The organism is Enterobacter cloacae complex sp. SHL009 (assembly GCF_049237205.1).
Taxonomy (GTDB): domain Bacteria; phylum Pseudomonadota; class Gammaproteobacteria; order Enterobacterales; family Enterobacteriaceae; genus Enterobacter; species Enterobacter cloacae_M.
In genome coordinates this window covers 1,257,825-1,283,555 of the sequence record NZ_JBMKIW010000001.1, presented here as the reverse complement: position 1 = coordinate 1,283,555, position 25,731 = coordinate 1,257,825, and the positions used below count along the sequence as shown (strand labels likewise).

The 25,731-nt window shown below is 59.5% G+C and carries 17 protein-coding genes, 2 tRNA genes and 1 other RNA gene; 12 read left to right on the top strand and 8 right to left on the bottom strand.

The genetic code is table 11. The features are described from left to right. Positions 1-130: 130 nt before the first annotated feature. The 6 genes from ACOTZC_RS06260 to ACOTZC_RS06235 are packed head-to-tail and all read left to right on the top strand — an operon-like array spanning position 131 to position 11,033. Positions 131-1,378 carry a CmpA/NrtA family ABC transporter substrate-binding protein gene (locus tag ACOTZC_RS06260; protein WP_126303991.1) on the top strand — a complete coding sequence of 416 codons (1,248 nt, stop codon included), beginning with the start codon at positions 131-133 and terminating at the stop codon, positions 1,376-1,378. Positions 1,379-1,380: 2 nt separating this feature from the next. Next, positions 1,381-2,259, top strand: a complete 879-nt coding sequence (ntrB, locus tag ACOTZC_RS06255; RefSeq protein WP_045404973.1) for a nitrate ABC transporter permease — start codon at positions 1,381-1,383, stop codon at positions 2,257-2,259. 9 nt (positions 2,260-2,268) lie between these two features. Beyond that, entirely contained in the window at positions 2,269-3,057 is a 789-nt protein-coding gene (locus tag ACOTZC_RS06250; protein WP_033145769.1) for an ABC transporter ATP-binding protein, read from the top strand. Positions 3,058-3,070: 13 nt separating this feature from the next. Next, entirely contained in the window at positions 3,071-7,057 is a 3,987-nt protein-coding gene (gene nirB / locus ACOTZC_RS06245; RefSeq protein WP_074400178.1) for a nitrite reductase large subunit NirB, read from the top strand. Continuing rightward, positions 7,054-9,579, top strand: coding sequence for a molybdopterin-dependent oxidoreductase (locus ACOTZC_RS06240; protein ID WP_421635666.1), 2,526 nt, complete (start codon positions 7,054-7,056; stop codon positions 9,577-9,579). Before nirB ends, ACOTZC_RS06240 begins: the two co-directional genes overlap by 4 nt. 47 nt (positions 9,580-9,626) lie before the next feature. After that, positions 9,627-11,033, top strand: a complete 1,407-nt coding sequence (locus tag ACOTZC_RS06235) for a YchO/YchP family invasin (RefSeq protein WP_421635665.1) — start codon at positions 9,627-9,629, stop codon at positions 11,031-11,033. Positions 11,034-11,036: 3 nt separating this feature from the next. Here the strand turns inward: ACOTZC_RS06235 and narL are convergent, their stop codons facing one another. Both narL and narX read right to left on the bottom strand, forming a co-directional pair. Then, a complete protein-coding gene (gene narL / locus ACOTZC_RS06230; RefSeq protein ID WP_045404962.1) occupies positions 11,037-11,687 on the bottom strand; it encodes a two-component system response regulator NarL in 651 nt (216 codons plus the stop codon). Further along, the gene (gene narX, locus ACOTZC_RS06225) at positions 11,680-13,476 is read right to left on the bottom strand and encodes a nitrate/nitrite two-component system sensor histidine kinase NarX (protein WP_045404960.1); all 1,797 of its coding nucleotides are present in this window, start codon (positions 13,474-13,476) and stop codon (positions 11,680-11,682) included. The genes narL and narX overlap by 8 nt, the downstream gene beginning before the upstream one ends. 309 nt (positions 13,477-13,785) lie before the next feature. Between narX and ACOTZC_RS06220 the strand changes: the two genes are divergently transcribed. The 5 genes from ACOTZC_RS06220 (at position 13,786) to narI (ending at position 22,222) form a co-directional block, all read left to right on the top strand. Next, positions 13,786-15,183 (top strand): NarK family nitrate/nitrite MFS transporter, encoded by a 1,398-nt coding sequence (locus tag ACOTZC_RS06220; RefSeq protein ID WP_047741763.1) that lies wholly within the window; start codon positions 13,786-13,788, stop codon positions 15,181-15,183. 379 nt (positions 15,184-15,562) lie between these two features. After that, positions 15,563-19,306 (top strand): nitrate reductase subunit alpha, encoded by a 3,744-nt coding sequence (locus tag ACOTZC_RS06215; RefSeq protein WP_163353897.1) that lies wholly within the window; start codon positions 15,563-15,565, stop codon positions 19,304-19,306. Next, positions 19,303-20,838 (top strand): nitrate reductase subunit beta, encoded by a 1,536-nt coding sequence (gene narH, locus ACOTZC_RS06210; protein ID WP_023312109.1) that lies wholly within the window; start codon positions 19,303-19,305, stop codon positions 20,836-20,838. Before ACOTZC_RS06215 ends, narH begins: the two co-directional genes overlap by 4 nt. Beyond that, positions 20,835-21,545 carry a nitrate reductase molybdenum cofactor assembly chaperone gene (narJ, locus tag ACOTZC_RS06205; protein WP_126786824.1) on the top strand — a complete coding sequence of 237 codons (711 nt, stop codon included), beginning with the start codon at positions 20,835-20,837 and terminating at the stop codon, positions 21,543-21,545. Before narH ends, narJ begins: the two co-directional genes overlap by 4 nt. Further along, on the top strand, positions 21,545-22,222 hold the full coding sequence (gene narI, locus ACOTZC_RS06200; protein ID WP_023312107.1) for a respiratory nitrate reductase subunit gamma: 678 nt from the start codon (positions 21,545-21,547) through the stop codon (positions 22,220-22,222). Before narJ ends, narI begins: the two co-directional genes overlap by 1 nt. Here narI and ACOTZC_RS06195 read toward each other — a convergent pair. Next, complete coding sequence (locus ACOTZC_RS06195) at positions 22,219-23,115, bottom strand: DMT family transporter (RefSeq protein ID WP_421635664.1); 897 nt, start codon at positions 23,113-23,115, stop codon at positions 22,219-22,221. The two genes, narI and ACOTZC_RS06195, sit on opposite strands and share 4 nt — an antisense overlap. 108 nt (positions 23,116-23,223) lie before the next feature. Here ACOTZC_RS06195 and ACOTZC_RS06190 point away from each other — a divergent pair, with 108 nt between their 5' ends. Next, positions 23,224-23,667: an Lrp/AsnC family transcriptional regulator gene (locus ACOTZC_RS06190; RefSeq protein WP_029740417.1), complete on the top strand. Its 444-nt coding sequence runs from the start codon at positions 23,224-23,226 to the stop codon at positions 23,665-23,667. A 118-nt stretch (positions 23,668-23,785) separates the two neighbouring features. On the opposite strand, the gene ACOTZC_RS06185 is transcribed toward ACOTZC_RS06190, so the two are convergent. The 5 genes from ACOTZC_RS06185 to ACOTZC_RS06165 all read right to left on the bottom strand — a co-directional run bounded on the left by ACOTZC_RS06185 (position 23,786) and on the right by ACOTZC_RS06165 (position 25,671). Further along, positions 23,786-23,916, bottom strand: a non-coding RNA gene (locus tag ACOTZC_RS06185) — RtT sRNA. 45 nt (positions 23,917-23,961) lie between these two features. Next, positions 23,962-24,046: transfer RNA gene (locus tag ACOTZC_RS06180), tRNA-Tyr, on the bottom strand. A 35-nt stretch (positions 24,047-24,081) separates the two neighbouring features. Further along, positions 24,082-24,166, bottom strand: a tRNA-Tyr gene (locus tag ACOTZC_RS06175). A gap of 157 nt (positions 24,167-24,323) precedes the next feature. Then, positions 24,324-25,166: a formyltetrahydrofolate deformylase gene (gene purU, locus ACOTZC_RS06170; protein WP_023312104.1), complete on the bottom strand. Its 843-nt coding sequence runs from the start codon at positions 25,164-25,166 to the stop codon at positions 24,324-24,326. 46 nt (positions 25,167-25,212) lie between these two features. After that, positions 25,213-25,671 (bottom strand): YchJ family protein, encoded by a 459-nt coding sequence (locus ACOTZC_RS06165; RefSeq protein WP_045404942.1) that lies wholly within the window; start codon positions 25,669-25,671, stop codon positions 25,213-25,215. Positions 25,672-25,731: the final 60 nt, after the last annotated feature.

Below are 25,731 nucleotides of genomic sequence, written 5' to 3'. Positions count from 1 at the left end.
ACTTTGCATTATCAGATTAACCATTTTTGACGATGCGCCAACGGCGGCGCATGCGTCTTCGGGATAAAGGCGTCCACTGGTGCTTCGGCATCGTGGGCGCTTTTTTTTTGGTTTTTTTTCAGGAGTGGTCATGGCGGATTTGTCGAGACGGCGTTTTTTGCAGGCCAGCGTGCTGGCGAGTGGTGCAATGCTGTTACCGGGTATCATGCAGGCTGCATGGGCGGCAGGCTCGGATAAACCGGAGCAGGAAACGGTGCGCATCGGGTTTATCCCGCTGACCGACTGCGCCCCGGTGGTTATCGCAGCGCTGAAAGGCTTTGATAAAAAATACGGTATTACCATCGTGCCCACCAAAGAGGCGAGCTGGGCGGCGGTGCGCGACAAGCTGGTGGCGGGAGAACTGGACGCCGCACACATTCTTTACGGCCTGCTGTACGGCCTGGAGCTGGGCATCGCCGGCAAGCCGCAGCAGATGGCTAACCTGATGACCCTCAACCAGAACGGTCAGGCCATCACGCTCTCCAGCGATCTGGCGGAGAAGGGCGTTCGAGACCTTGACGGGCTGAAAAAGCTGATTGGTCAGCAGGCGCCCGGCACCTACACCTTCGCGCACACCTTCCCGACCGGGACGCACGCCATGTGGCTGTACTACTGGCTGGCCAGCGCGGGCATTAACCCCTTTGACGACGTGCGCACGGTAGTGGTGCCGCCGCCGCAGATGGTGATGAACATGCGCATTGGCAACATGGTCGGCTTTTGCGTCGGCGAGCCGTGGAACGCGCGGGCCATCAACGACCGCATCGGTTTTACCGCCGCCACGTCGCAGTCCATCTGGGCCGATCATCCGGAAAAAATCCTCGGCACGCGTCGCGACTGGGTGGAGAAAAACCCGCACACCGCGCGGGCGCTGGTGAGCGCGGTACTGGAGGCGGCGCGCTGGATCGAAGCCTCCGCGGAAAACAAGCGCGAGACCGCGCGGATCCTCTCCCGCCGGGCGTGGCTCAACTGCAAGGAACAGTATCTCACCGGACGCATGCTCGGCGAGTACGACAACGGCCTGGGCCAGCGCTGGCAGGACGCGCACCCGATCCGCTTCTTCAACGAGGGGGCCGTCAGCTACCCATATCTCTCAGACGGCATGTGGTTCTTAACCCAGTTCCGCCGCTGGGGCTTGCTCAAATCCGCGCCGGACTACGCGGGTATTGCACAGCGCATTAACCAGACCGCGGTCTGGCAGGATGCCGCCACGGCGGTGGGGGGCATCAGCACACCGACTTCACCATTACGCAGCAGCACATTGATGGACGGCACCGTCTGGAACGGTACCGATCCGGAAGGATACGCCAGCCGTTTCGCTATTCACCGTAAAGGGGCCTGATTATGCAGCATCTGCAAAAGACGAATTCACACGAGACGCCGGAGAGTGGAGAGGTGTTTCTCCTGCCTCCGGTGCAGGTTCGCCGCCGTACGCCGACGTTTGCGCGTCGGATTAATGCGATCCTTCAGCGCATCATCCCGGCGTTTCTCGGTCTGGGACTGCTGGTGGTGCTCTGGCAGCTGGCGGCGATTAACAGCAAAGGTTTCCCAACGCCGCTCAGCACGCTCGATTCCGCCATCACCCTGTTTGCCGATCCGTTTTATCGCGACGGGCCAAACGACATGGGCATCGGTTGGAACGTGCTCGCCTCATTACAGCGCGTGGCGGTGGGGTTTGGCCTGGCCGCGCTCGCCGGGATCCCGCTCGGCTTCCTGATTGGTCGCTTCACCTTTTTCTCTCGCATGTTCGGCCCGCTGATCGCGCTGTTACGCCCGGTTAGCCCGCTGGCCTGGCTTCCCATCGGCCTGCTGCTGTTTCAGAAAGCGGAGCCCGCGTCGAGCTGGACCATTTTTATCTGCTCCATCTGGCCGATGGTGATCAACACCGCCGAAGGCGTGCGCCGCATTCCGCAGGACTACCTTAACGTCGCCCGGGTGCTGCAGCTTTCCGAGTGGACCATCATGCGCCGCATTCTCTTCCCGGCGGTGCTGCCCGCGGTGCTGACCGGGGTGCGCCTCTCCATCGGCATCGCCTGGCTGGTGATTGTCGCCGCCGAGATGCTGACCGGCGGTTTAGGGATCGGCTTCTGGATCTGGAACGAGTGGAACAACCTCAACGTCGAAAACATTCTCATCGCCATCGTCATCATTGGCGTGGTCGGGCTGCTGCTGGAGCAGGGGCTGATGCTGATCGCCCGTCGCTTTAGCTGGCAGGAAAAATAAGGAGCGAACATGAAACCATTAATTCAGGTCCAGGCCGTGAGCCAGCGTTTTTCCACCGCCAGCGGCGAGTTTCTGGCGCTGCAGAACGTCTCTTTTGATATCCATGAGGGCGAAACCGTCAGCCTGATTGGGCACTCCGGCTGCGGCAAATCGACGCTGCTTAACCTTATCGCTGGGATCACGCTGCCGACGGAAGGCGGGCTGATTTGCGACAACCGCGAAATTGCCGGGCCGGGGCCGGAACGCGCGGTGGTGTTCCAGAACCACTCGCTGCTGCCGTGGCTCACCTGCTTCGACAACGTGGCCCTGGCGGTAGATCACGTGTTTCGCCACAGCATGAGCAAGGCTGAGCGCCGGGAGTGGATTGAACACAATCTCGACCGCGTGCAGATGGGGCACGCTCTGCACAAGCGTCCGGGGGAGATCTCCGGCGGCATGAAGCAGCGCGTCGGTATTGCCCGCGCGCTGGCGATGAAGCCGAAAGTGCTGCTGATGGATGAACCCTTCGGCGCGCTGGATGCGCTGACGCGTGCTCATCTGCAGGACTCGGTAATGCAGATCCAGCAGGCGCTGAACACCACCATCGTGCTCATTACCCACGACGTGGACGAGGCGGTGCTGCTCTCCGATCGCGTGCTGATGATGACCAACGGCCCGGCGGCGACCGTCGGGGAGATCCTGCGCGTCGATCTGCCGCGCCCGCGCAACCGGGTGCAGCTGGCGGACGACAGCCGCTATCACCACATGCGCCAGCAGATCCTTCATTTCCTCTATGAAAAGCAGCCGAAAGCGGCGTAGCGAGGGGGCTTTGATGCGACTGGTCATTATCGGAAATGGCATGGCGGCCACGCGGCTGATTGCCTCGCTCACCGGGCGTGCTGCCGATCGTTTCGCAATTACCGTCATCGGTGACGAGCCGGAGCATGCCTATAACCGCATCCAGCTTTCGCCGGTGCTGGGCGGTGAAAAAACGGCGGTGGGCATCAGTCTTCAGAATGACGACTGGTACCAGGAACGGGGCGTGACGGTGCTGCGGGGCGAAAAGGCGCTCGCCGTTAACGTGGACGCGCGGGAAGTGCAAACCGCCGCCCGCACGCTGGGCTGGGATGCGCTGGTGTTTGCCACCGGATCAACGCCCTCTATTCCGCCAATTCCCGGCTGCGATGCGCCGCATGTCTTCACGTTCCGTACCCTTGAGGATATCCGGGCCATAGGGGCGATCGCCGGTCCGGCGGTAGTGCTGGGCGGCGGCGTGCTCGGGGTTGAGACGGCGGCAGCGCTGGCGCGCTCAGGTGACGAGGTCACGCTTGTTCATCGCGGTCCGTGGCTGATGGAGCAGCAGCTGGATGAGCAGGCGGGCGTGCTGCTGGAAGAGGCGCTGGCGGCGCGGGGCGTGCGCTGTGAGCTCGCCTCTGGCATCGCGGCGATTGACGGGAATAGCGTGACGCTGCTGAACGGACGCAGAATCGCCGCCGCGCGCGTGGTGCTAGCGACCGGCGTGCAGCCCAGCGTCACGCTGGCGCAGGCCAGCGGCATTCGCTGCGCGCGCGGCATCGTGGTGGATCACCAGATGCAAACCTCCGAGCCGGACGTCTACGCCATTGGCGAGTGCTGCGAAATTGACGGTCAGACGTTTGGCCTGGTCGCCCCCTGTCTGGCGCAGGCGGATATCCTTGCCGCCCGGCTGGCCGGAGACGTCACCGCGCCGTTTACCCTGACCGACAGCGGGATGCGCCTCAAGGTGACCGGCGTGGAGCTGTTCAGTCTCGGTCGCGCGGCAGAGCAGGAGGGCGACGTGGTCTGGAGCGCATGGGATCAGCTGACCCGTCACTATCGTCGTTTACTGATCCATCAGGGGGCGCTGGCTGGCGTACTGCTGATGGGCGACTGCCGCAGCGCGGCAACATTTACCGATTTACTGGCAACGGCTGCGCCCGCGCACGCGGACTGGCTGTTCGATCGTTTCACTACGCAACCGCAGGTTGCAGGACACAATGCTATGACAAAACCTACTCTGGTGGTGGTTGGGCACGGTATGGTCGGCCATCATTTTCTCGAAGACTGCGTTAACCGCAATCTGCATCAGCAGTATCAGATCGTTGTCTTTGGCGAGGAGCGCTATGCCGCTTACGACCGCGTGCATCTGTCGGAATATTTTGGCGGCCGCAGCGCGGCGTCGCTTTCGCTGGTGGAGGGGGATTTCTTTGTCAACAACGGCATTGAGCTGCGCCTGTCGCAGCAGGTCGTCGCTATCGATCGCGACGCGCGCGTGGTGCGCACCGCCAGCGGGCACGAAACCCACTGGGACAAGCTGGTGCTGGCGACCGGCTCATACCCGTTCGTGCCGCCCGTGCCGGGCAACGATTTGCCGGGCTGTTTTGTCTACCGCACCCTTGACGACCTGGACAACATTGCTGCACATGCGGCGGGCTCGCGCCGCGGCGTGGTGATTGGCGGCGGCCTGCTCGGGCTGGAGGCGGCGAATGCCCTGAAGCAGCTCGGGCTGGAAACCCACGTGGTTGAGTTTGCGCCCAACCTGATGGCGGTCCAGCTCGACAACGACGGCGCGGCGATGCTGCGCAAGAAAATTGAGGCGCTGGGCGTCGGCGTTCACACCAGTAAAGCCACAACGGAGATCGCCACGGCGGACGGCGGGCTGGTGCTGCGCTTTGCCGATGGCGAACAGCTGGAAACGGACATGGTGGTCTTTTCTGCCGGTATTCGTCCGCAGGACGCGCTGGCGCGCAGCAGTGGGCTGGCTATCGGCGAACGCGGCGGGATCTGCATTGACGACGGCTGTCGCACCTCCGATCCGGACGTGCTGGCCATTGGTGAATGCGCCCTGTGGGAGGGGAAAATCTTCGGGCTGGTTGCGCCCGGCTATCAGATGGCGCGGGTGGCCGCCGCCGCGCTGGCGGGAGAGGATAAAACCTTCACCGGCGCGGATATGAGTACTAAGCTCAAGCTGCTGGGCGTGGACGTGGCCTCGTTCGGCGACGCCCACGGGCGCACCCCGGGGGCGCTGAGCTACCAGTGGACGCACGGTCCGCAGCAAATTTACAAGAAAATCGTGGTCAGCCACGACGGCAAAACGCTGCTCGGCGGCGTGCTGGTGGGTGACGCCAGCGAATACGCCACGCTGGTGCAGATGATGCTTAACGGCATCAGCCTGCCGAAAGAGCCGGAAACGCTCATTTTACCCGCGTCGTCAGGCAGCGCGCCAAAAGCGCTCGGCGTGGCGGCGCTGCCGGAAAGCGCGCAGATCTGTTCGTGTCATAACGTCAGCAAAGGCGATATCTGCCGGGCGGTGAGCGCGGGCGCGACGGATATCGGCGCCGTTAAGCAGTGCACCAAAGCGGCGACCGGCTGCGGGGGATGTAGCGCGCTGGTGAAGCAGGTGATGGAGTTCCAGCTGGCGGAGCAGGGCGTGGAGGTGAAAAAGGACATCTGCGAGCACTTCCCGTACTCGCGCCAGGAGATTTACCACCTCGTGCGCGTCAACCATATCCGCACCTTTGACCAGCTTATCAGCCGCTACGGACAGGGGCACGGATGTGAGATCTGCAAGCCGCTGGTGGGATCGGTGCTCGCCTCCTGCTGGAACGAGTATCTGCTGAAACCGGCACACCTGCCGCTGCAGGACACCAACGACCGCTACTTCGCCAACATCCAGAAGGACGGCACCTACTCCATCGTGCCGCGCATGCCGGCGGGGGAAGTGACCGCCGACGGGCTGATCGCCATCGGCCAGATTGCGAAACGCTACAGCCTGTACAGCAAAATTACCGGCGGACAGCGAATCGACCTTTTCGGCGCCACTCTGGAACAGCTGCCTGAGATCTGGCAGGCGCTGGTGGAGGCCGGTTTTGAAACCGGACACGCCTACGGGAAATCCCTGCGCACGGTGAAATCCTGCGTCGGCTCGACCTGGTGCCGCTACGGGGTGCAGGACTCCACCGGCCTCGCGGTCAGACTTGAGCACCGCTACAAGGGGCTGCGCGCGCCGCACAAAATCAAAATGGCGGTCTCCGGCTGCACCCGCGAGTGCGCGGAGGCGCAGAGCAAAGACGTGGGGGTGATTGCCACCGATAAAGGCTGGAACCTCTATCTGTGCGGCAACGGCGGGATGAAGCCGCGCCACGCGGATCTCTTCGCCAGCGATCTGGACGACGAAACGCTGATCCGCACCGTCGACCGTTTCCTGATGTTTTACATCCGCACGGCGGATCGCCTGCAGCGCACCAGCACCTGGATGGACAACCTTGAGGGCGGCCTCGACTATCTGCGCGAGGTGATCCTCAACGACAGCCTTGGCATCGCCCACGAGCTGGAGCAGGAGATGGCCCGGGTGGTGGAAACCTACCAGTGCGAATGGCAAACCACGCTTAACGATCCCAACCGGCTCGCGCTGTTCCGCACGACGGTGAACGAGACCGCGCCGGATGAAAGCAAGCGCTGGCAGGAAATCTGCGGCATCGACGATATCCCCGAGCAGGCGGGCATCGGCGCGCGGCTTGGACGTAAGCCGATTGCGCTCTTCCGCTTTGGCAAAACCGTTTACGCCCTCGACGATCGGGAACCGGGCGGTAATGCGAACGTGCTTTCACGCGGCATTCTTGGCGATGCGGCGGGCGAGCCGGTGGTGATTTCACCGCTCTACAAGCAGCGCATTCGCCTGCGCGACGGCTGTCAGGCAGAGAACGGCGAACCCGCGGTGCGCGCCTGGCCGGTGAAAATTGAAAACGGCAAGGTGTGGGTTGGCAGCGACGCCCTGGTAATGCGTGCGGAGGCCTCATGACGGAAACCCGGACAACGTGCCCCTACTGCGGGGTCGGCTGCGGCGTGGTCGCGCGCATGGAAGGTGAAGCGGTTAGCGTTCGGGGAGATGAAACCCATCCAGCGAACCTGGGTCGCCTGTGCGTGAAAGGATCGGCCCTGGGGGAAACGACGGGCTTACAGGGGCGGCTTTTGCGTCCGGTCGTTGACGGCCTTGAGGTGGACTGGGCGCAGGCGCTGAACGCGGCGGGGGAGCGTCTGCGGGAGATTATCGACACATGGGGACCGCAGGCGGTGGCGTTTTACGCCTCCGGACAATTGCTTACCGAGGACTACTACGCCGCCAACAAGCTGATGAAAGGATTTATCGGTGCGGCAAACATCGATACTAACTCCCGGCTCTGTATGTCCTCGGCGGTGGTGGGCTACAAGCGCGCCTTTGGCGAAGACGTGGTGCCGTGCAGCTATGAGGATGTGGAAAACAGCGATCTGGTGGTGCTGGCTGGCTCGAACGCGGCCTGGACGCATCCGGTGCTCTATCAGCGGCTGGTGCAGGCGAAGCGCAACAACCCGCAGATGAAGGTGGTGGTAATCGATCCCCGTAGAACCGCCACCTGTGATATTGCTGACCTGCATCTGGCGCTCGCCCCCGGCAGCGACGCCGGGCTGTTTGTCGGTCTGCTTAATGTGATTCAGGGAACGGATGAGTGGCCCGTTGAGCGCGTGGCGGCGTTTTGCGGCCTCTCGCCGCAGGATATTGGCACCTTTTACGACTGGTTTATGACAGCGCCCCGGGCCATCACGCTCTACACCATGGGTATCAACCAGTCCACCAGCGGCAGCGACAAGTGTAACGCTATCATTAACGTTCATCTTGCCAGCGGGAAGTTCAACCGTCCGGGCTGCGGCCCGTTTTCGCTGACCGGACAGCCAAACGCGATGGGCGGACGGGAAGTTGGCGGACTGGCGAACCAGCTGGCGGCGCACATGAACTTTGAGCCGGACGATCTCTCGCGGGTGGCGCGTTTCTGGGGAACGGAACGGCTGGCGCAGACGCCGGGCCTGATGGCGGTGGAGCTGTTTGACGCCATTGCCCGCGGTGAGGTGAAGGCGGTGTGGATCATGGGCTCCAACCCTGCCGTGTCGCTTCCGGACAGCCACGCGGTGTGTCAGGCGCTGGCGGGCTGCCCGCTGGTGATGGTCTCTGAGGTGATGAACGATACAGATACCAGCCGGTTCGCCCATATCCGTTTTCCGGCGCTGGGCTGGGGAGAGAAGGACGGGACGGTGACCAATTCCGAGCGTCGCATTTCGCGCCAGCGCGCGTTTCTGCCTGCGCCGGGCGAAGCGAAGCCGGACTGGTGGATCGTCGCGCAGGTAGCGAAACGGCTGGGCTACGGCGAGGCCTTTGCCTGGCAACATCCGCACGAGATTTTTTGCGAACATGCGGCGCTGACGGCTTTTGAAAATGACGGCGCGCGGGCATTGAATCTTCATGACCTGGCTGCGCTAACCCGTGAGGAGTGGGATCAGCTTGAGCCTTATCAGTGGCCGACGGGGGATTTCCCGCGCCGAAACATCGTTCCCGTTAACCCTCTGTTGCACGGCGCGACGGTCAGCGCGTTATACCCGCTGATTCTCAACTCGGGGCGCATCCGCGATCAGTGGCATACCATGACCCGAACGGGATACGTGGCCAGACTCATGCAGCATATCGCCGAACCGTTTGTTGAGGTTTGCCCCGCAGACGCGGTTCGGTTTTCCCTGTGCGACGGCCAGCTGGCGCGCATCAGCTCGCCGCGCGGCGTGATGGTCGTCAGAGTACGAATCAATGACGGGATACGGGAAGGCGAGGCGTTTGCCCCGATGCACTGGAACGCTGAGTTTTCCCGCCAGGGAAAGGTGAATGCGCTGGTGGAAGGGCGCTGCGATCCGGTTTCTGGCCAGCCGGAGAGTAAACAAACCGCGGTCAGAATTCTGCCGTGGCAGCCCGCCTGGCAGGGGGAGCTCTATGCCCGGGAATGGCCGGAAATGCCCTCTTCGGCTTACTGGTGGCGTAAAGCCTCACGCCTGACGGTGGCGGGCGATCAACCGCTGCTGTCGTGGGTAATGGATTACGCCGGCGTCCGGGGCTGGCAGCTGCAGGTTGCGCAAACCGGCGAACGCAGCAGCGTGCTGGCCTGGCATGAAGGCCAGCTGATGCTGGGCTTCTGGGAGGGCACCGCGTTACCGGCGCTGGCGCATACGGTGATTGAAGCCGCTTTTCAATCCCCACCCGTGCTGGCCTCAGAACGTCACGCCTTGCTGAACGGACAGAGCGTCGGGAAGGAAGCGGATCCGGGACGCATCATCTGCAGCTGTTTCAGCGTCGGGGAGAATACGATACGGGAGGCGATCGTCGGAGGGTGTGATTCCGTCAACGCGCTGGGGGCGACGCTGCGCTGTGGTACGAACTGTGGTTCCTGCGTGCCGGAGCTGAAAGGGCTGTTTCAGGATAATCCTGAAATGTCCGCCAGGACTGCATTTCAGGGCTTATCGCGTTAACATAATAAGAGTTTATTCATAAACACAGGTTCTTATTGACGACGTTGATGGCTGTATCGTCCCGCATTCGTTTGCTGTTTTTACTCCCCCTTCTTACGGTCGGAGCCGTTCACGGTGCGCCGAATTCCTTTATGCATCAGGCGCAAAATCCCTTTGATAATAACGGGGATAGTTTGCCCGACCTCGGCATGGCGGCGCCAACGGGCGAGGGGGAAAAACACCTGGCCGAAATGGCGAAAGCCTTCGGTGAGGCCAGCATGACCGACAACGGCCTGACAACGGGCGAGCAGGCGCGTCAGTTTGCGTTTGGCCAGGTGCGCGACGCGGTGAGCGGCGAAGTGAATCAGCAGATTGAGTCCTGGCTTTCGCCCTGGGGGAACGCCAGCGTGAACCTACTGGTGGATAACGATGGCAAATTTAACGGCAGCAGCGGGAGCTGGTTTATCCCCTGGAACGATAACAACCGTTACCTGAGCTGGAGCCAGCTTGGCCTGACCCAGCAGACGGATGGCCTGGTGAGTAACGCTGGAATCGGTCAGCGCTGGATCGCCGGGAAATGGCTGCTGGGTTACAACACCTTTTACGATAACCTCCTGGATGAAAACCTGCAGCGTGCCGGGCTGGGCGCGGAAGCGTGGGGGGAAAATCTGCGCCTGTCAGCCAACTATTATCAGCCCTTTGCCGGCTGGCGCGACCGCTCCGACGTCCAGGAGAAGCGTATGGCGCGCGGATATGACGTCACTGCTAAAGCCTGGCTGCCGTGGTTCCATCATCTGAATACCAGCGTGAGCTTCGAGCAATACTTTGGCGATAACGTCGATCTCTTCAACAGCGGAACGGGCTATCACAATCCGGTGGCGGTGAATCTGGGGCTTAACTATACCCCCGTCCCGCTGGTCACCCTGACCGCCGCGCACAAGCAGGGCGAAAGTGGCGAGAGCCAGAATAACCTCGGGCTGAAGCTCAACTATCGCTTTGGCGTGCCGCTGGTGAAGCAGCTTTCCGCCGGTGAAGTCGCCGCCACGCGCTCCCTGCGCGGAAGCCGCTACGACTCGCCGGAGCGCACTAGCCTGCCGGTGATGGAGTTCCGCCAGCGTAAAACGCTGTCCGTCTGGCTGGCAACGCCGCCGTGGGATCTGAAAGGGGGCGAGACCGTCATGCTGAAGCTCCAGGTCCGCAGTACGCACGGCATTCGTCAGATCCACTGGCAGGGGGATACGCAGGCGCTGAGCCTGACGTCGCCGGCCAAAAGCAACAGCAGCGACGGCTGGAGTGTGATTATGCCTGCCTGGAATGACGGTGAAGGGGCAACAAACCGCTGGCACCTGTCGGCGGTGGTGGAAGATGAGAAAGGCCAGCGCGTCTCGTCCAATGAGATCGTGCTGACAGTCGTGCAGCCGCTGGTCGCATTGCCCGACAACGACCCGCGCTGGAAGCTTCTGCCGGAGGAGTAATCCTTAAAAAATGCGTTCCTGATGCACCCACACCGCGGCTTCAACGCGGGATTTAAGCTTCATTTTCTTCAGCATATGCTTCACGTGCACTTTGACCGTGCTTTCGGTGATGTCCAGGCGGCGGGCGATCATCTTATTTGGCAGCCCCTGGGCAATGAGTTTGAGAATATCGCGCTCGCGCGGGGTTAACTGGCTGACGTCGCGGTCAGAGGTGGCGCGATTGGCGCGCAGGCTGGCGGCCAGCACCGGCGTTAAGGCTTCGCTGAGAACCATCTCGCCCGCCGCGGCCTGCTGCAGCGCCTTAAGCAAGTCTTCCGGCTCCATATCTTTGAGCAGATAACCATCCGCCCCGCGCTTCAGCGCCGTGACCACATCCTCTTCATGGTTCGACACGCTAAAGACGACGATGCGCCCGGAAAGCGATTTTTCCCGCAGCTTGTCGAGGGTTTCCAGACCGTTCATGCCGGGCATATTCAGATCGAGCAGGATCAGATCGGGATCGAGGGATTCGGCAAGCTCAATGCCCTGTTCACCGCTGCTGGCTTCGCCCACCACGGTGATATCGGGCGCCATGCTGACCAGCTGTTTCACGCCAGTACGCAGCATCGGATGGTCGTCGATCAGCAGGATGGATGCCGGTTCCTGATTAGTCATGGGTTTCTCCTTGAGCAGTTGTAAGCGGTTTCTCGGGAATAAAGGTGACGACAACTTCCGTGCCGCCCGTCTCTCTCCGGCGAACCTGGCAATCACCGCGCAGGCTTTGGGCGCGGTCTCGCATAATAATTAAACCATAGTGGTTTGTGCGTTCGGCATTTTCCGGCACGCCGCGGCCGTTGTCGTGAACCGTAAGCTTCACCTGGTTGTTGTGCTGGCTGACGGTGACCGTTACCGCCGTCGCGCCGGAGTGCTTGAGCACGTTGCTCAGCGCTTCACGGGCGATCTGCAGTAAATGTATGGCCTGATGGGAGGGGACAAACCGCGGCGGCAGCTGGTAGTCAAGCTTCACCGGGAACCCCAGCCGGGCGCTAAATTCATGACAGCTGGCCTCCAGCGCCGGACGCAGGCCCGGCTCGGTCAGCTGCAGGCGGAAGGTGGTCAGCAGCTCGCGAAGCTGCACCCAGGAGGTGTTCAGCTCGTTGCGGATCTGGCTAAGCAGCTGCTTATTGCTTTCCGGCATCTCTGCATCCTGCATCTGCAGGCAGCTCACCTGCATTTTCATACAGGAGAGCGACTGGGCAATCGAGTCGTGAAGCTCGCGGGCGATGGTCGCGCGCTCTTCCATGACGATCAGCTGCTGCTGCTTTTCCTGATGCCTGTCGAGCGCCAGCGTGGCCGTTAACTGTTCGACCAGCGTATCAACCAGCTGCTGCTGGTCGTGGCTCAGGTGACGCCCGGCTGGCAGCGTTGCCAGCAGAATACCGTACTGGGTGTGGCTGTCGGTCAGACGCCACTTGAGGGTGGTGCCGCCGGACGTCAGAGGCGGCAGGCCGCGAGGGCAAAGATGGCAGCCTTTGTCATCGCACGACATATCCGACTGGCAGGTAAATTCCTGATGGTTATCTTCGTCTTCCACGTCGTAGACGCGCAGCTCAAGGTCTTGCAGCAGGGTCAGATTTTGCAGGCCGTTCAGCACCGGAGAGAGGCGCTCGCATAGCGGCACCTGCATGTGCAGACGGCGGTTGGCTTGCCACAGGAAGGAGAGGATCTCGTTTTTCTGCTCCAGTCCCGCCGTTTTTTCCTGAACGCGCTGTTCCAGTACCGCGTAGCTCTCGGAGAGCTCTGCCGACATGGTGTTGAGCGCCTGGCCAAGCATGGCCATCTCGTTGCGCCCGCTGATGTGCGTGCGCTGGGTAAAATCGCGTGCGGTGACCGCGCGGGCCATCGCCAGCAGCTGTTTCCACGGGTTCAGCAGCCGCGCGCGGAGCCAGACGATGGTGAAGATCAGCAGCAGCCCCATAAACAGCGCCATTGCGCGGTGCACCATCACCACCCGGTCGATGCGTAATTCGGTTGTCTGGTCAAAAGCGGAGACCAGCGCATCAATACGTGAGACGAACCCCGCCACGTCCTGCGCAACGGTTTCTGTGCTTCGCGCCTGTTTCAGCCCGGGCTGCAGTTGGGTGTGCCAGTAGCCCTGAAGGGCGTTAAGCTGGGATTGCTGACCGGCGCGGATGGCGGCGTTTTCCAGCTCGGGGCTGAAGACCGTGCGCTCCATTTCATCAATCAGGGGCCGATCGTCCTGCGTCAGGGGGACCGACGCCAGCAGGCGATAACTCTGCATGCGTAGCGAGCCTGCCTCGTTGATGGCATGCGCATTACCCTGTACGCCCTGTACCAGCCAGCCGGAGATCGCCATGCCGGTCACGCCGATGGCGGTGGACAGCAAAACAATCAGAGCGAGCTGATTCACGAGCGTCAGCGGAGATAAACATCTTTTTAACATAGAGGTGGCGTGCTCCTGACGTGGCCTGCTTGCAGGAATGGCGCTATTCTGGTGCATACCCTGGAGTATACCCATACCAATAAAGGATTACCCCTAAATTGCCAACGGAGTAGGGGGAAGGAGGTGGGGGTAGCCAGGAACCTTCAGTGCCGTGAAAAACCACGTCTTTTTTACCGAATTTGCCTACTCACTAAGGATAAGACCTTTTTTTGCGCCGCAAATCCTCCCACTTTTCCTTTGATTTATATCAACTTACCGCCGCCCTAAAACCCTAATGTTTGCAGCATCATTCGAGAATCAGAGGTGTCTATGAGTCACTCATCCGCTCCCGAAAGGGAAAATGGTGCCGTTATTACTGACTGGCGTCCAGAGGATCCGGCGTTCTGGCAACAGCGCGGCCATCGTGTAGCCAGCCGGAATCTGTGGATTTCCGTGCCGTGCTTGTTATTAGCGTTTTGCGTATGGATGTTGTTTAGCGCGGTGGCGGTAAACCTGCCGAAAGTGGGTTTTACGTTTACGACCGATCAGCTGTTTATGCTGACCGCGCTGCCGTCGCTGTCCGGCGCGCTGCTGCGTGTACCTTACGCGTTTATGGTGCCGGTGTTTGGCGGTCGTCGCTGGACGGCGTTCAGTACGGGCATCATGATCGTCCCCTGCGTGTGGCTCGGCTTCGCGGTGCAGGATACCTCTACGCCGTTCAGCGTGTTCGTGATTATCTCCCTGCTGTGCGGTTTTGCGGGCGCGAACTTCGCCTCCAGCATGGCGAACATCAGCTTCTTCTTCCCGAAAGCGAAGCAGGGCGGCGCGCTGGGTATTAACGGCGGTCTGGGGAATATGGGCGTTAGCGTGATGCAGCTCATTGCCCCGCTGGCGATCTCGGTCTCCATTTTTGCGGCCTTTGGCGGCGGTGGCGTTGAGCAGGCGAATGGTTCTTATCTGTACCTGCAAAACGCAGCGTGGATTTGGGTGCCGTTCCTGGTGATCTTCACCCTCGCAGCCTGGTTCTTTATGAATGACCTGTCCGCGTCGAAAGCGTCACTGAGCGAGCAGCTTCCGGTGCTGAAGCGTGGACACCTTTGGGTGATGGCGCTGCTGTATCTGGCCACCTTCGGTTCGTTTATCGGCTTCTCGGCGGGCTTCGCGATGCTGTCGAAAACGCAGTTCCCGGACGTGCAGATCCTGCAGTTCGCCTTCTTCGGTCCATTTATTGGCGCCCTTGCTCGCTCGTTGGGCGGCATGGTCTCTGACCGCCTGGGCGGTACCCGCGTGACGCTGGTCAACTTCGTCGTGATGGCAGTCTTCTGCGCGCTGCTGTTCCTGACGCTGCCCGCCGACGGACAGGGTGGTAACTTCATCGCCTTCTTCGGCGTATTTATGGTGCTGTTCCTGACGGCTGGGCTGGGGAGTGCATCCACCTTCCAGATGATCTCCGTGATCTTCCGTAAGCTGACCATGGATCGCGTGAAGGCGCAGGGCGGGAGCGAAGAGCAGGCCATGCGCGAAGCGGCGACGGATACAGCCGCAGCGCTGGGCTTTATCTCTGCCATCGGCGCGATTGGCGGCTTCTTTATCCCGAAAGCGTTCGGTATCTCTCTGGATCTGACCGGCTCACCGGCCGGCGCCATGAAAGTTTTCCTCGTCTTCTATATCGCCTGCGTCGTGATTACGTGGCTGGTATATGGCCGTAATACCAAGAAAAATAAGTAAGTGTGATTATCCGTTTACGCGGCCTTCGGGCCGCGTTTTTTTTCCAGCATAATAGTTACAACATACTTACGGCTCTTACGGCAGACGCCTGCGGCGGCACTGTGATCGCCATCGCTTTGCAGGTGGGTCTACCCCTTAATACCTGAGATGTTAAATTTTGACTGGCTTTTTGTACGATAAAATAAAAATAACTCTATATTTCATGATGATATGAAATTTTTGAAGATACCGCTTTGGTGGTATTTGGTATAACCCCTCCCCGAAAAGTCCCTCCTCGTCTTGATCGTTATCAATTCTCCCCCTCTTTCAGGGCGTTACCTTCGCTGCAAATCAGCAATGTCGATTTAGAGAGCCACAGGCTCCACACAGGAGATACCCGATGAGCAAATTTTTGGACCGGTTTCGCTACTTCAAACAGAAGGGTGAAACTTTTGCCGATGGGCACGGCCAGGTTCTGGATACCAACCGGGACTGGGAAGACGGTTACCGCCAGCGCTGGCAGCATGACAAAGTCGTCCGTTCGACCCACGGCGTGAACTGTACCGGTTCATGCAGCTGGAAGATTTTCGTTAAAAACGGTCTGGTGACCTGGGAAATGCAGCAGACCGACTATCCGCGCACCCGTCCGGATATGCCAAACCACGAACCGCGCGGCTGCCCGCGCGGTGCCAGCTACTCCTGGTATCTCTACAGCGCTAACCGTCTGAAATACCCGCTGATGCGCAAGCGCCTGATGAAAATGTGGCGTGAAGCGAAAGTGCAGCACAGCGATCCGGTGGATGCCTGGGCGTCCATCATCGAAGACGCTGACAAAGCAAAAAGCTTCAAGCAGGCTCGCGGTCGCGGCGGTTTCGTTCGCTCCTCATGGAAAGAGGTAAACGAGCTGATTGCCGCCTCCAACGTCTACACCGTTAAAACCTACGGTCCTGACCGTGTGGCTGGCTTCTCGCCGATCCCGGCGATGTCGATGGTCTCTTACGCCTCCGGCGCGCGCTATCTCTCCTTAATCGGCGGGACCTGCCTGAGCTTCTACGACTGGTACTGTGACCTGCCGCCTGCGTCTCCGCAGACCTGGGGCGAGCAGACCGATGTGCCGGAATCCGCGGACTGGTACAACTCCAGCTACATCATCGCCTGGGGTTCAAACGTTCCTCAGACCCGTACGCCGGACGCGCACTTCTTTACTGAAGTCCGTTACAAAGGCACCAAAACCGTGGCGGTAACCCCTGACTACGCGGAAATCGCCAAGCTCTGCGATCTGTGGCTGGCACCGAAACAGGGTACCGATGCCGCGATGGCGATGGCGATGGGGCACGTCATGCTGCGCGAATTCCATCTTGATAAGCCAAGCCAGTACTTCACCGACTACGTTCGCCGCTACACCGACATGCCGATGCTGGTCATGCTGGAAGAGCGTGAGGGCTATTATGCCGCTGGCCGCACGCTGCGCGCAGCCGATCTGGTGGATTCGCTGGGCCAGGAAAATAATCCTGAGTGGAAAACCGTTGCGTATAACAGCAACGGCGAGCTGGTGGCGCCAAACGGCTCTATCGGCTTCCGCTGGGGCGAGAAGGGCAAGTGGAACCTTGAGCAACGTAACGGCACCACCGGCGAAGAGACTGAGCTGCGCCTCAGCATGCTGGGCAGCCAGGACGAGATCGCCGAGGTCGGGTTCCCGTACTTCGGCGGCGAAGGTTCCGAGCACTTCAACAAGGTTGAACTGAAAAACGTACTGATGCACAAGCTGCCGGTTAAGCGCCTGCAGTTGGCCGACGGCTCTACCGCGCTGGTCACCACCGTTTATGACCTGACCATGGCGAACTACGGTCTGGAGCGCGGCCTGGGCGATGAAAACTGTGCAACCGGCTATGACGACGTGAAGGCCTACACCCCGGCCTGGGCGGAACAGATTACCGGAGTTCCTCGCTCGCACATTACCCGTATCGCACGCGAGTTCGCAGAAAACGCGGACAAAACGCACGGCCGTTCGATGATCATCGTCGGTGCCGGTCTGAACCACTGGTATCACCTCGATATGAACTACCGTGGCCTGATCAACATGCTGATCTTCTGCGGCTGCGTCGGTCAGAGCGGCGGCGGCTGGGCGCACTACGTCGGCCAGGAGAAACTGCGTCCGCAGACCGGCTGGCAGCCTCTGGCGTTTGCCCTCGACTGGCAGCGTCCGGCACGCCATATGAACAGCACCTCCTACTTCTATAACCACTCCAGCCAGTGGCGCTACGAAACGGTCACCGCGCAGGAGCTGCTGTCGCCGATGGCGGATAAATCCCGCTACAGCGGCCACCTTATTGACTTCAACGTGCGTGCTGAACGCATGGGCTGGCTGCCGTCGGCGCCGCAGCTGGGCACTAACCCGCTGCGCATTGCGGAAGCGGCGAAGCAGGCGGGCATGTCACCGGTGGATTATACCGTGAAATCTCTGAAGGATGGCTCAATCCGCTTCGCGGCAGAACAGCCGGAGAACGGTAAAAACCATCCGCGTAACCTGTTCATCTGGCGCTCCAACCTGCTGGGGTCGTCCGGTAAAGGCCACGAGTACATGCTGAAATACCTGCTCGGTACCGAAAACGGTATCCAGGGGAAAGATCTCGGCAAGCAGGGCGGCGTGAAGCCGGAAGAGGTGGAGTGGAAAGACAACGGTCTCGACGGCAAGCTGGATCTGGTGGTGACGCTCGACTTCCGTCTGTCCAGCACCTGCCTGTACTCCGACATCGTGCTGCCAACCGCGACCTGGTACGAAAAAGACGACATGAATACCTCGGATATGCATCCGTTTATTCATCCGCTGTCTGCGGCCGTTGACCCTGCGTGGGAATCAAAAAGCGACTGGGATATCTACAAAGACATCGCGAAGAAATTCTCCGAAGTCTGCGTAGGGCACCTCGGCAAAGAGACCGACGTGGTGACGCTGCCAATCCAGCACGACTCTGCCGCCGAACTTGCGCAACCGCTGGACGTGAAGGACTGGAAAAAAGGCGAATGCGACCTGATCCCGGGCGTAACCGCGCCGCACATTATTCCGGTTGAACGCGACTATCCGGCAACCTACGAGCGCTTTACCTCTATCGGCCCGCTGATGGAGAAAATCGGTAACGGCGGGAAGGGGATCGCCTGGAACACCCAGAGCGAAATGGATCTGCTGCGCAAGCTCAACTACACCAAAGCGGACGGCCCGGCGAAAGGCCAGCCTATGCTGAACACGGCGATTGATGCGGCAGAGATGATCCTGACCCTGGCCCCGGAAACCAACGGCCACGTCGCGGTGAAAGCCTGGGCGGCCCTGAGCGAGTTCACCGGCCGTGACCATACGCACCTGGCGACGAATAAAGAGGAAGAGAAAATCCGCTTCCGCGATATTCAGGCGCAGCCGCGCAAGATTATCTCCAGCCCGACCTGGTCAGGCCTGGAAGATGAGCATGTGTCCTATAACGCGGGCTACACCAACGTTCACGAGCTAATCCCATGGCGCACCCTGTCCGGCCGTCAGTCGCTGTATCAGGATCACCAGTGGATGCGCGACTTCGGTGAAAGCCTGCTGGTTTACCGTCCGCCAATCGACACCCGCTCCGTGACCGCAGTTATGGGCGCGAAATCGAACGGTAACCCAGAGAAGGCGCTGAACTTCCTGACGCCGCACCAGAAGTGGGGGATCCACTCCACCTACAGCGACAACCTGCTGATGCTGACGCTGTCGCGCGGCGGTCCGATTGTCTGGATGAGCGAAACGGATGCCAAAGATCTGGGTATTGAAGATAACGACTGGATCGAAGTGTTCAACAGCAACGGTGCCCTGACGGCGCGTGCGGTGGTGAGCCAGCGCGTACCGGCCGGGATGACCATGATGTATCACGCGCAGGAACGTATCGTTAACCTGCCGGGGTCAGAAATTACCGAGCAGCGCGGCGGGATCCACAACTCCGTGACCCGTATTACGCCGAAGCCGACCCACATGATCGGTGGCTATGCGCAGCTGGCCTACGGCTTTAACTACTACGGCACCGTAGGATCGAACCGCGATGAGTTCGTAGTGGTTCGTAAGATGAAGAATATTAACTGGTTAGACGGCGAAGGTAATGACCAGGTACAGGAGAGCGTAAAATGAAAATTCGTTCACAAGTCGGCATGGTGCTGAATCTGGATAAATGCATCGGCTGCCATACCTGCTCGGTCACCTGTAAAAACGTCTGGACCAGCCGCGAAGGTATGGAGTACGCCTGGTTCAACAACGTGGAAAGCAAGCCGGGCACCGGCTTCCCGACCGACTGGGAAAACCAGGAGAAGTGGAAGGGCGGCTGGATCCGTAAAATCAACGGCAAGCTGCAGCCGCGCATGGGTAACCGCGCGATGCTGCTGGGAAAAATCTTCGCTAACCCGCACCTGCCGGGCATCGACGATTACTACGAGCCGTTTGACTACGACTACCAGAACCTGCACAACGCGCCGGAAAGCAAGCACCAGCCGATCGCCCGTCCTCGCTCGCTGATCACCGGTCAGCGCATGGACAAAATTACCAGCGGTCCAAACTGGGAAGAGATTCTGGGCGGCGAGTTCGAGAAACGCGCCAAAGACCAGAACTTCGAGAATATGCAGAAGGCGATGTACGGCCAATTCGAAAACACCTTCATGATGTATCTGCCGCGCCTGTGCGAGCACTGCCTCAACCCGGCGTGCGTGGCGACCTGCCCGAGCGGCGCCATCTACAAGCGTGAAGAAGACGGCATCGTGCTGATCGACCAGGACAAGTGCCGCGGCTGGCGCATGTGCATCACCGGCTGCCCGTACAAAAAAATCTACTTCAACTGGAAGAGCGGTAAATCTGAGAAGTGCATCTTCTGCTACCCGCGTATTGAAGCCGGAATGCCGACCGTCTGCTCAGAAAGCTGCGTAGGCCGTATTCGCTACCTCGGCGTGCTGCTGTATGACGCGGACGCGATTGAAAACGCCGCGAGCACCGAGCACGAGAAAGATCTTTATCAGCGTCAGCTGGACGTGTTCCTCGATCCGAACGATCCGAAGGTGATTGAGCAGGCGCTGAAGGACGGCGTGCCGCAGAGCGTGATTGACGCGGCGCAGCAGTCACCGGTGTACAAAATGGCGATGGACTGGAAGCTCGCGCTGCCGCTGCACCCGGAATACCGCACCCTGCCGATGGTCTGGTACGTGCCGCCGCTGTCGCCGATTCAGTCCGCGGCTGACGCGGGCGAGCTGGGCAGCAACGGCATCCTGCCGGACGTGGAAAGCCTGCGTATTCCGGTTCAGTACCTGGCGAACCTGTTGACCGCAGGGGATACCCAGCCGGTCCTGCTCGCGCTGAAGCGTATGCTGGCGATGCGTCACTTCAAACGTGCGGAAACCGTAGACGGTGTGACCGATACCCGCGCGCTGGAAGAGGTTGGCCTGACCGAAGCGCAGGCGCAGGAGATGTACCGCTATCTGGCGATTGCCAACTACGAAGACCGTTTCGTGGTGCCGAGCAGCCACCGCGAGCTGGCCCGCGAAGCCTTCCCGGAAAAAAATGGCTGTGGCTTTACCTTTGGCGACGGCTGCCACGGGTCAGACAGCAAATTCAACCTGTTCAACAGCCGCCGCATCGATGCCATGGATGTGACCAGCAAAACGGAGCCGCACCAATGATTGAACTCGTCATTGTTTCGCGTCTGCTCGAGTACCCGGATGCTGCGCTTGCGCAGCATCAGCAGGAACTCTTTGATGCACTCGCGTCATCTGAAAACCTGGATAAAGACGATGCCCAGCGGCTTGGTGTTTTCCTCCGCGATCTGCTGGCGCGCGACCTTCTGGATGCCCAGTCGGACTACAGCCAGCTGTTTGACCGGGGGCGTGCGACCTCGCTGCTGCTGTTTGAACACGTTCACGGTGAATCCCGTGACCGCGGTCAGGCGATGGTGGACCTGATGGCCCAGTACGAACAGCACGGCCTGCAGCTCGACAGCCGCGAGCTGCCGGATCATCTGCCGTTGTATCTGGAGTACCTGGCGCAGCTGCCGAAAGAAGAGGCGCTGGGCGGTCTGCAGGATATCGCGCCGATCCTGGCGCTGCTCGGCGCGCGTCTTCAGCAGCGGGAGAGCCGCTATGCGGTGCTGTTCGATCTGCTGGTGAAGCTGGCCAACGCCTCGGTCGACAGTAAAAAAGTGGCGGAGAAAATTGCGGATGAAGCCCGCGATGATACGCCACAAGCGCTGGATGCGGTCTGGGAAGAAGAGCAGGTGAAATTCTTTGCTGACCAGAACTGCGGCGAGTCTGAAATCTCCGCTCACCAGCGTCGTTTTGCCGGCGCGGTTGCCCCGCAATATTTGAATATCTCTAACGGAGGACGGCACTAATGCACTTCCTGAATATGTTCTTCTTTGACATCTACCCGTATATCGCGGGCACCGTGTTCCTGGTGGGAAGCTGGCTGCGTTACGACTACGGCCAGTACACCTGGCGTGCGGCCTCCAGCCAGATGCTGGATCGCAAAGGGATGCATGTGGGCTCTAACCTGTTCCACATCGGTATTCTGGGGATTTTTGCCGGTCACTTCCTGGGGATGCTGACGCCGCACTGGATGTATGAAGCGTGGCTGCCGATTGAGGTGAAGCAGAAGATGGCGATGATCGCCGGCGGTGCCTGCGGCGTGATGACTCTGGTCGGTGGCCTGCTGCTGCTGAAACGTCGTCTGTTCAGCCCGCGCGTGCGTGCTACTACCACCGCAGCGGACATCCTGATCCTCTCCCTGCTGATGGTGCAGTGCGCGCTGGGCCTGCTGACCATTCCGTTCTCGGCGCAGCACATGGACGGCAGCGAAATGATGAAGCTGGTCGGCTGGGCGCAGTCCGTGGTGACCTTCCACGGCGGAGCATCCGCGCACCTGGACGGTGTGGCGTTTATCTTCCGCGTTCACCTGGTGCTGGGTATGACGCTGTTTGTGCTGTTCCCGTTCTCTCGTCTGGTGCATATCTGGAGCGCGCCGGTGGAGTACCTGACGCGCAAATACCAGATTGTGCGCGCCCGTCGCTAATTCACCGTTTTGACACTCACCCCGCACTCGCGGGGTTTTTTTTCGCCCCAGCCCAGGTTATTGCCCGCGGCAGCAAACAGGATCAGCGCGCCGCCAGCGAGCTGCGTCAGGTTCAGCGAGTGTCCGAACACCAGATTATCGACAACGATCGCCACCACCGGATAGATAAACGACAGGGAGCCGGTAATGGGCGTAGGCAGCTTCTGGATCGCGCTGTAGAGCAGCTGGTACATAATGCCGGTATGGACGATGCCCAGCGTCAGCAGGATCGACCAGGGGAAATCACCTGAAAATGACGGCATGCTGGCAAACGGCAAAAGCATCACGACGCCCGTCAGCACCTGGATAAAGGCAATATGCTGCGGCGCAACGGATCTGAGCTTGCGGGCAATAATGGCCGTGACCGCATAGAAGAAAGCCGCGGCCATCGCCAGGCCGATTCCGGCGAGCCATTCACTTCCGTGCGCGCCGGTCAGCTCGCTGGAGAGCAAGATCACCACGCCGCCGAAGGCGAGGAACAGCCAGCCCCATTTCACGAGGCTGACGCGTTCACCTAAAAACATTCCCATCAGGACCAGCATAAACGGCTGGGTGTTATAGACCACCGTCGAAAGACCAATGGAGATCCGCTCATAGGCTGCGAAGAGCAGCAGCCAGTTCACTAGGAGCGCTACGCCACCGAGAATGGCCAGCAGGAGCGTGGTGCGGGTGAGGGGACTGAAGGGCTTTTGACTTACCCGGATAAAAATAAAAAGCGCCATTGCCCCGATAAGACAGCGCCAGAACACCACTTCCGTCACCGGCAGACCGCTGAGTAAAACAAACGCACCGATAGAGCCGGAAATTAACATCGCCAGGCTCATTTGCCAGACGCCATTATGGAAATCACGCATTATCCACCTCCTGATTGTATGACGCTATTGTCGAAAATAGCTGTCGGGTTTTACAGGGATGAGATAAGGTGAAATGCAGTGATGGCTTTTTAAAATTAGGTGAAAAGGATGGAATACCTTCTCGATGATATCGACCGACAAATTTTAGCCTGTCTGGTCGAAGATGCGCGCATGTCTTTGAAGGTGCTCAGCGGACGCATCGGTCTGACTTCCCCCAGCACGGCAGAACGCCTGAAAAGGCTGGAAGAGCGCGGTGTGATTCAGGGGTATGGCGCACGGGTGAATCTGGCGGCGCTGGGGTATACGCTGCAGGCGCTGGTGCGCGTGCGGCCTTTGCCGGGGTTGTTGCATAAGGTGGATAAATACATTCAGGCGATGCCGGAGTGTATTGAGAGCGACAAAGTCACCGGGGAAGATTGCTTTGTGATTAGGCTGGTGGTGCGATCGATAGAGCAGCTGGATGTGTTGCTGGACGGCCTGGCGGAGCATGCCCAGTGCAATACGTCGATTGTGAAGAGTTCGCCGGTGAAGCGTCGTTTGCCGCCGATGTAGGCTTCTGGTTTCTGTTTCCGGGTGGCGGCTGCGCCTTACCCGGCCTACAAAGGCTTCCTCGTTACAGAAATGCATGATGCGTGGTGCGAACAGAAAGTTTGGAGTTATTTGAAAGTGATGGTGGTGGTGGAAGGATTACTCGGCGCGTTGCGCCTCGCCCTTCGGGTCGTTGCCTGCGGCAACGCTTTCTCGCTACGCTCGAATCGAACCTTAATCGAAGCTTCTCATCCTTCCCCGTTACGAAAATGCATGATGCCTGGTGCAAAAAGGAGATTCAGAGTCATTTGAAAGTGATGGTGGTGGGGGAAGGATTCGAACCTTCGAAGTCGATGACGGCAGATTTACAGTCTGCTCCCTTTGGCCGCTCGGGAACCCCACCAGGGGTAATTCAAATTTTGAGGTCATGCTGAGAGATGGTGGTGGGGGAAGGATTCGAACCTTCGAAGTCGATGACGGCAGATTTACAGTCTGCTCCCTTTGGCCGCTCGGGAACCCCACCACGGGGTAATACTTTTTACTGGCCTGCTTCCTGCTGGAAGCGGGGCGCATCATATCAAATGAGGCGCCCCTGTAAAGCATTCCTTTAGGGGAATGAAGCTGTTTGCCTGCTTTTTATCCGTAAAGGCGCAAAGCTAATCAATTCATTTTCCGAAAGATTAAAGAATGATGGTTCTGTTGCCGTAGACAAAGACACGCTGCGCCAGTACCTGATACAGCGCACGGCTCAGCACGTTCTTCTCAACGTCACGCCCTGCACGCATCATGTCCTCGGCCGTGTAGGTGTGATCCACGTGAATCACGTCCTGCATGATGATTGGACCTTCGTCCAGGTTGTCATTCACGTAGTGTGCGGTTGCACCGATGATCTTCACGCCGCGCTCGTACGCCTGGTGGTAGGGACGCGCGCCAATAAAGGCTGGCAGGAACGAGTGGTGAATGTTGATGATCTTGTTCGGGAAACGCGCCACGAAGGATGGCGTTAACACGCGCATGTATTTCGCCAGCACCACGTAGTCCGGGTTATGCGCTTCAATGGCCTGGGCCATCAGATCGTCGTGTTCTTCACGGGTATGACCTTCGTGGCTAACCAGCTCAAACGGAATATCAAAACGCTCGACCAACGTGCGCAGCGTCTCATGGTTGCCAATAACGGCAGCTATTTCCACGTCCAGACCGCCGTAGTTTGCTTTCATCAGCAGGTCGCCCAGACAGTGTGCTTCTTTGGTCACCAGGATCACGATGCGGCGTCGACCGGCTGGGGTCAGCTCGCGTACGGAACCTTCCGGAAGCGCGCTGTCGAGATCGGCAAGCAGGGTGGTGTCGTTGAAAATACCTTCGAGTTCGGTACGCATAAAGAAGCGGCCGGTACGGTGGTCAACGAACTCGTTGTTCTGCACGATATTCAGTTCATGTTTGTAGCAAATGTTGGTAATTCGTGCGATCAGTCCTTTTTGATCGGGACAGATGGTGCGCAGAACTTTACGTTGTAATGATTGCATCGCCGGGAAATCCTGTTTGTATTTGCGAAGTCTGGGTTGTCAGGCATTACTGCCCGCAACACTTTTTAAATTTTTTACCTGAACCACACGGGCAGGGATCGTTACGACCAAACTGTGGGCGCGTTCCGTCAATATAATACCACTGCCCGCTTTCCTTTAAGAACCGGGAACGCTCGATAATGGCACCAGGTTTATTATTCTCGGTAAAACGAGCAACAAAGCTGACGTAACCTTCATCAACATGGCTGCCCGTTGAGGATTCATAGACGGTAAGGCCGAGCCACTGCGTGTTCGCGAAGCCGGCTTCGATGTCCTGTCTGAATTCGTCAGCGTGGCAGGAGGGATGCCAGGTTTTAATCAGGTAGTCTGCGTCTTTGATCACAAAAGCAGTGTAACGTGAACGCATGAGGTGTGACGGGTCTGGTGCAACCTGATCGCCAGACAGATATCGCTGGCAACATAGGCTATACTCCAGAGCGCTACCACAAGGGCAGAGTTGAGACACGATTCTCTTCCTGGAACAAATAATAAAGGCGTAAAACGCTTCGGGTTGCACTATGTTAAC

Excerpts from the sequence above, each read along its gene's own strand:
- ACOTZC_RS06190 (WP_029740417.1), top strand. The coding sequence starts at position 23,224 with ATGGAATACCTTCTCGATGATATCGACCGACAAATTTTAGCCTGTCTG.
- ACOTZC_RS06260 (WP_126303991.1), top strand. The coding sequence starts at position 131 with ATGGCGGATTTGTCGAGACGGCGTTTTTTGCAGGCCAGCGTGCTGGCG.
- ACOTZC_RS06195 (WP_421635664.1), bottom strand. The coding sequence starts at position 23,115 with ATGCGTGATTTCCATAATGGCGTCTGGCAAATGAGCCTGGCGATGTTA.
- purU (WP_023312104.1), bottom strand. The coding sequence starts at position 25,166 with ATGCAATCATTACAACGTAAAGTTCTGCGCACCATCTGTCCCGATCAA.
- narL (WP_045404962.1), bottom strand. The coding sequence starts at position 11,687 with ATGACTAATCAGGAACCGGCATCCATCCTGCTGATCGACGACCATCCG.
- ACOTZC_RS06240 (WP_421635666.1), top strand. The coding sequence starts at position 7,054 with ATGACGGAAACCCGGACAACGTGCCCCTACTGCGGGGTCGGCTGCGGC.
- narJ (WP_126786824.1), top strand. The coding sequence starts at position 20,835 with ATGATTGAACTCGTCATTGTTTCGCGTCTGCTCGAGTACCCGGATGCT.
- ACOTZC_RS06215 (WP_163353897.1), top strand. The coding sequence starts at position 15,563 with ATGAGCAAATTTTTGGACCGGTTTCGCTACTTCAAACAGAAGGGTGAA.
- ACOTZC_RS06235 (WP_421635665.1), top strand. The coding sequence starts at position 9,627 with ATGGCTGTATCGTCCCGCATTCGTTTGCTGTTTTTACTCCCCCTTCTT.
- ACOTZC_RS06220 (WP_047741763.1), top strand. The coding sequence starts at position 13,786 with ATGAGTCACTCATCCGCTCCCGAAAGGGAAAATGGTGCCGTTATTACT.
- narH (WP_023312109.1), top strand. The coding sequence starts at position 19,303 with ATGAAAATTCGTTCACAAGTCGGCATGGTGCTGAATCTGGATAAATGC.
- narI (WP_023312107.1), top strand. The coding sequence starts at position 21,545 with ATGCACTTCCTGAATATGTTCTTCTTTGACATCTACCCGTATATCGCG.
- nirB (WP_074400178.1), top strand. The coding sequence starts at position 3,071 with ATGCGACTGGTCATTATCGGAAATGGCATGGCGGCCACGCGGCTGATT.
- ntrB (WP_045404973.1), top strand. The coding sequence starts at position 1,381 with ATGCAGCATCTGCAAAAGACGAATTCACACGAGACGCCGGAGAGTGGA.
- ACOTZC_RS06250 (WP_033145769.1), top strand. The coding sequence starts at position 2,269 with ATGAAACCATTAATTCAGGTCCAGGCCGTGAGCCAGCGTTTTTCCACC.
- narX (WP_045404960.1), bottom strand. The coding sequence starts at position 13,476 with ATGTTAAAAAGATGTTTATCTCCGCTGACGCTCGTGAATCAGCTCGCT.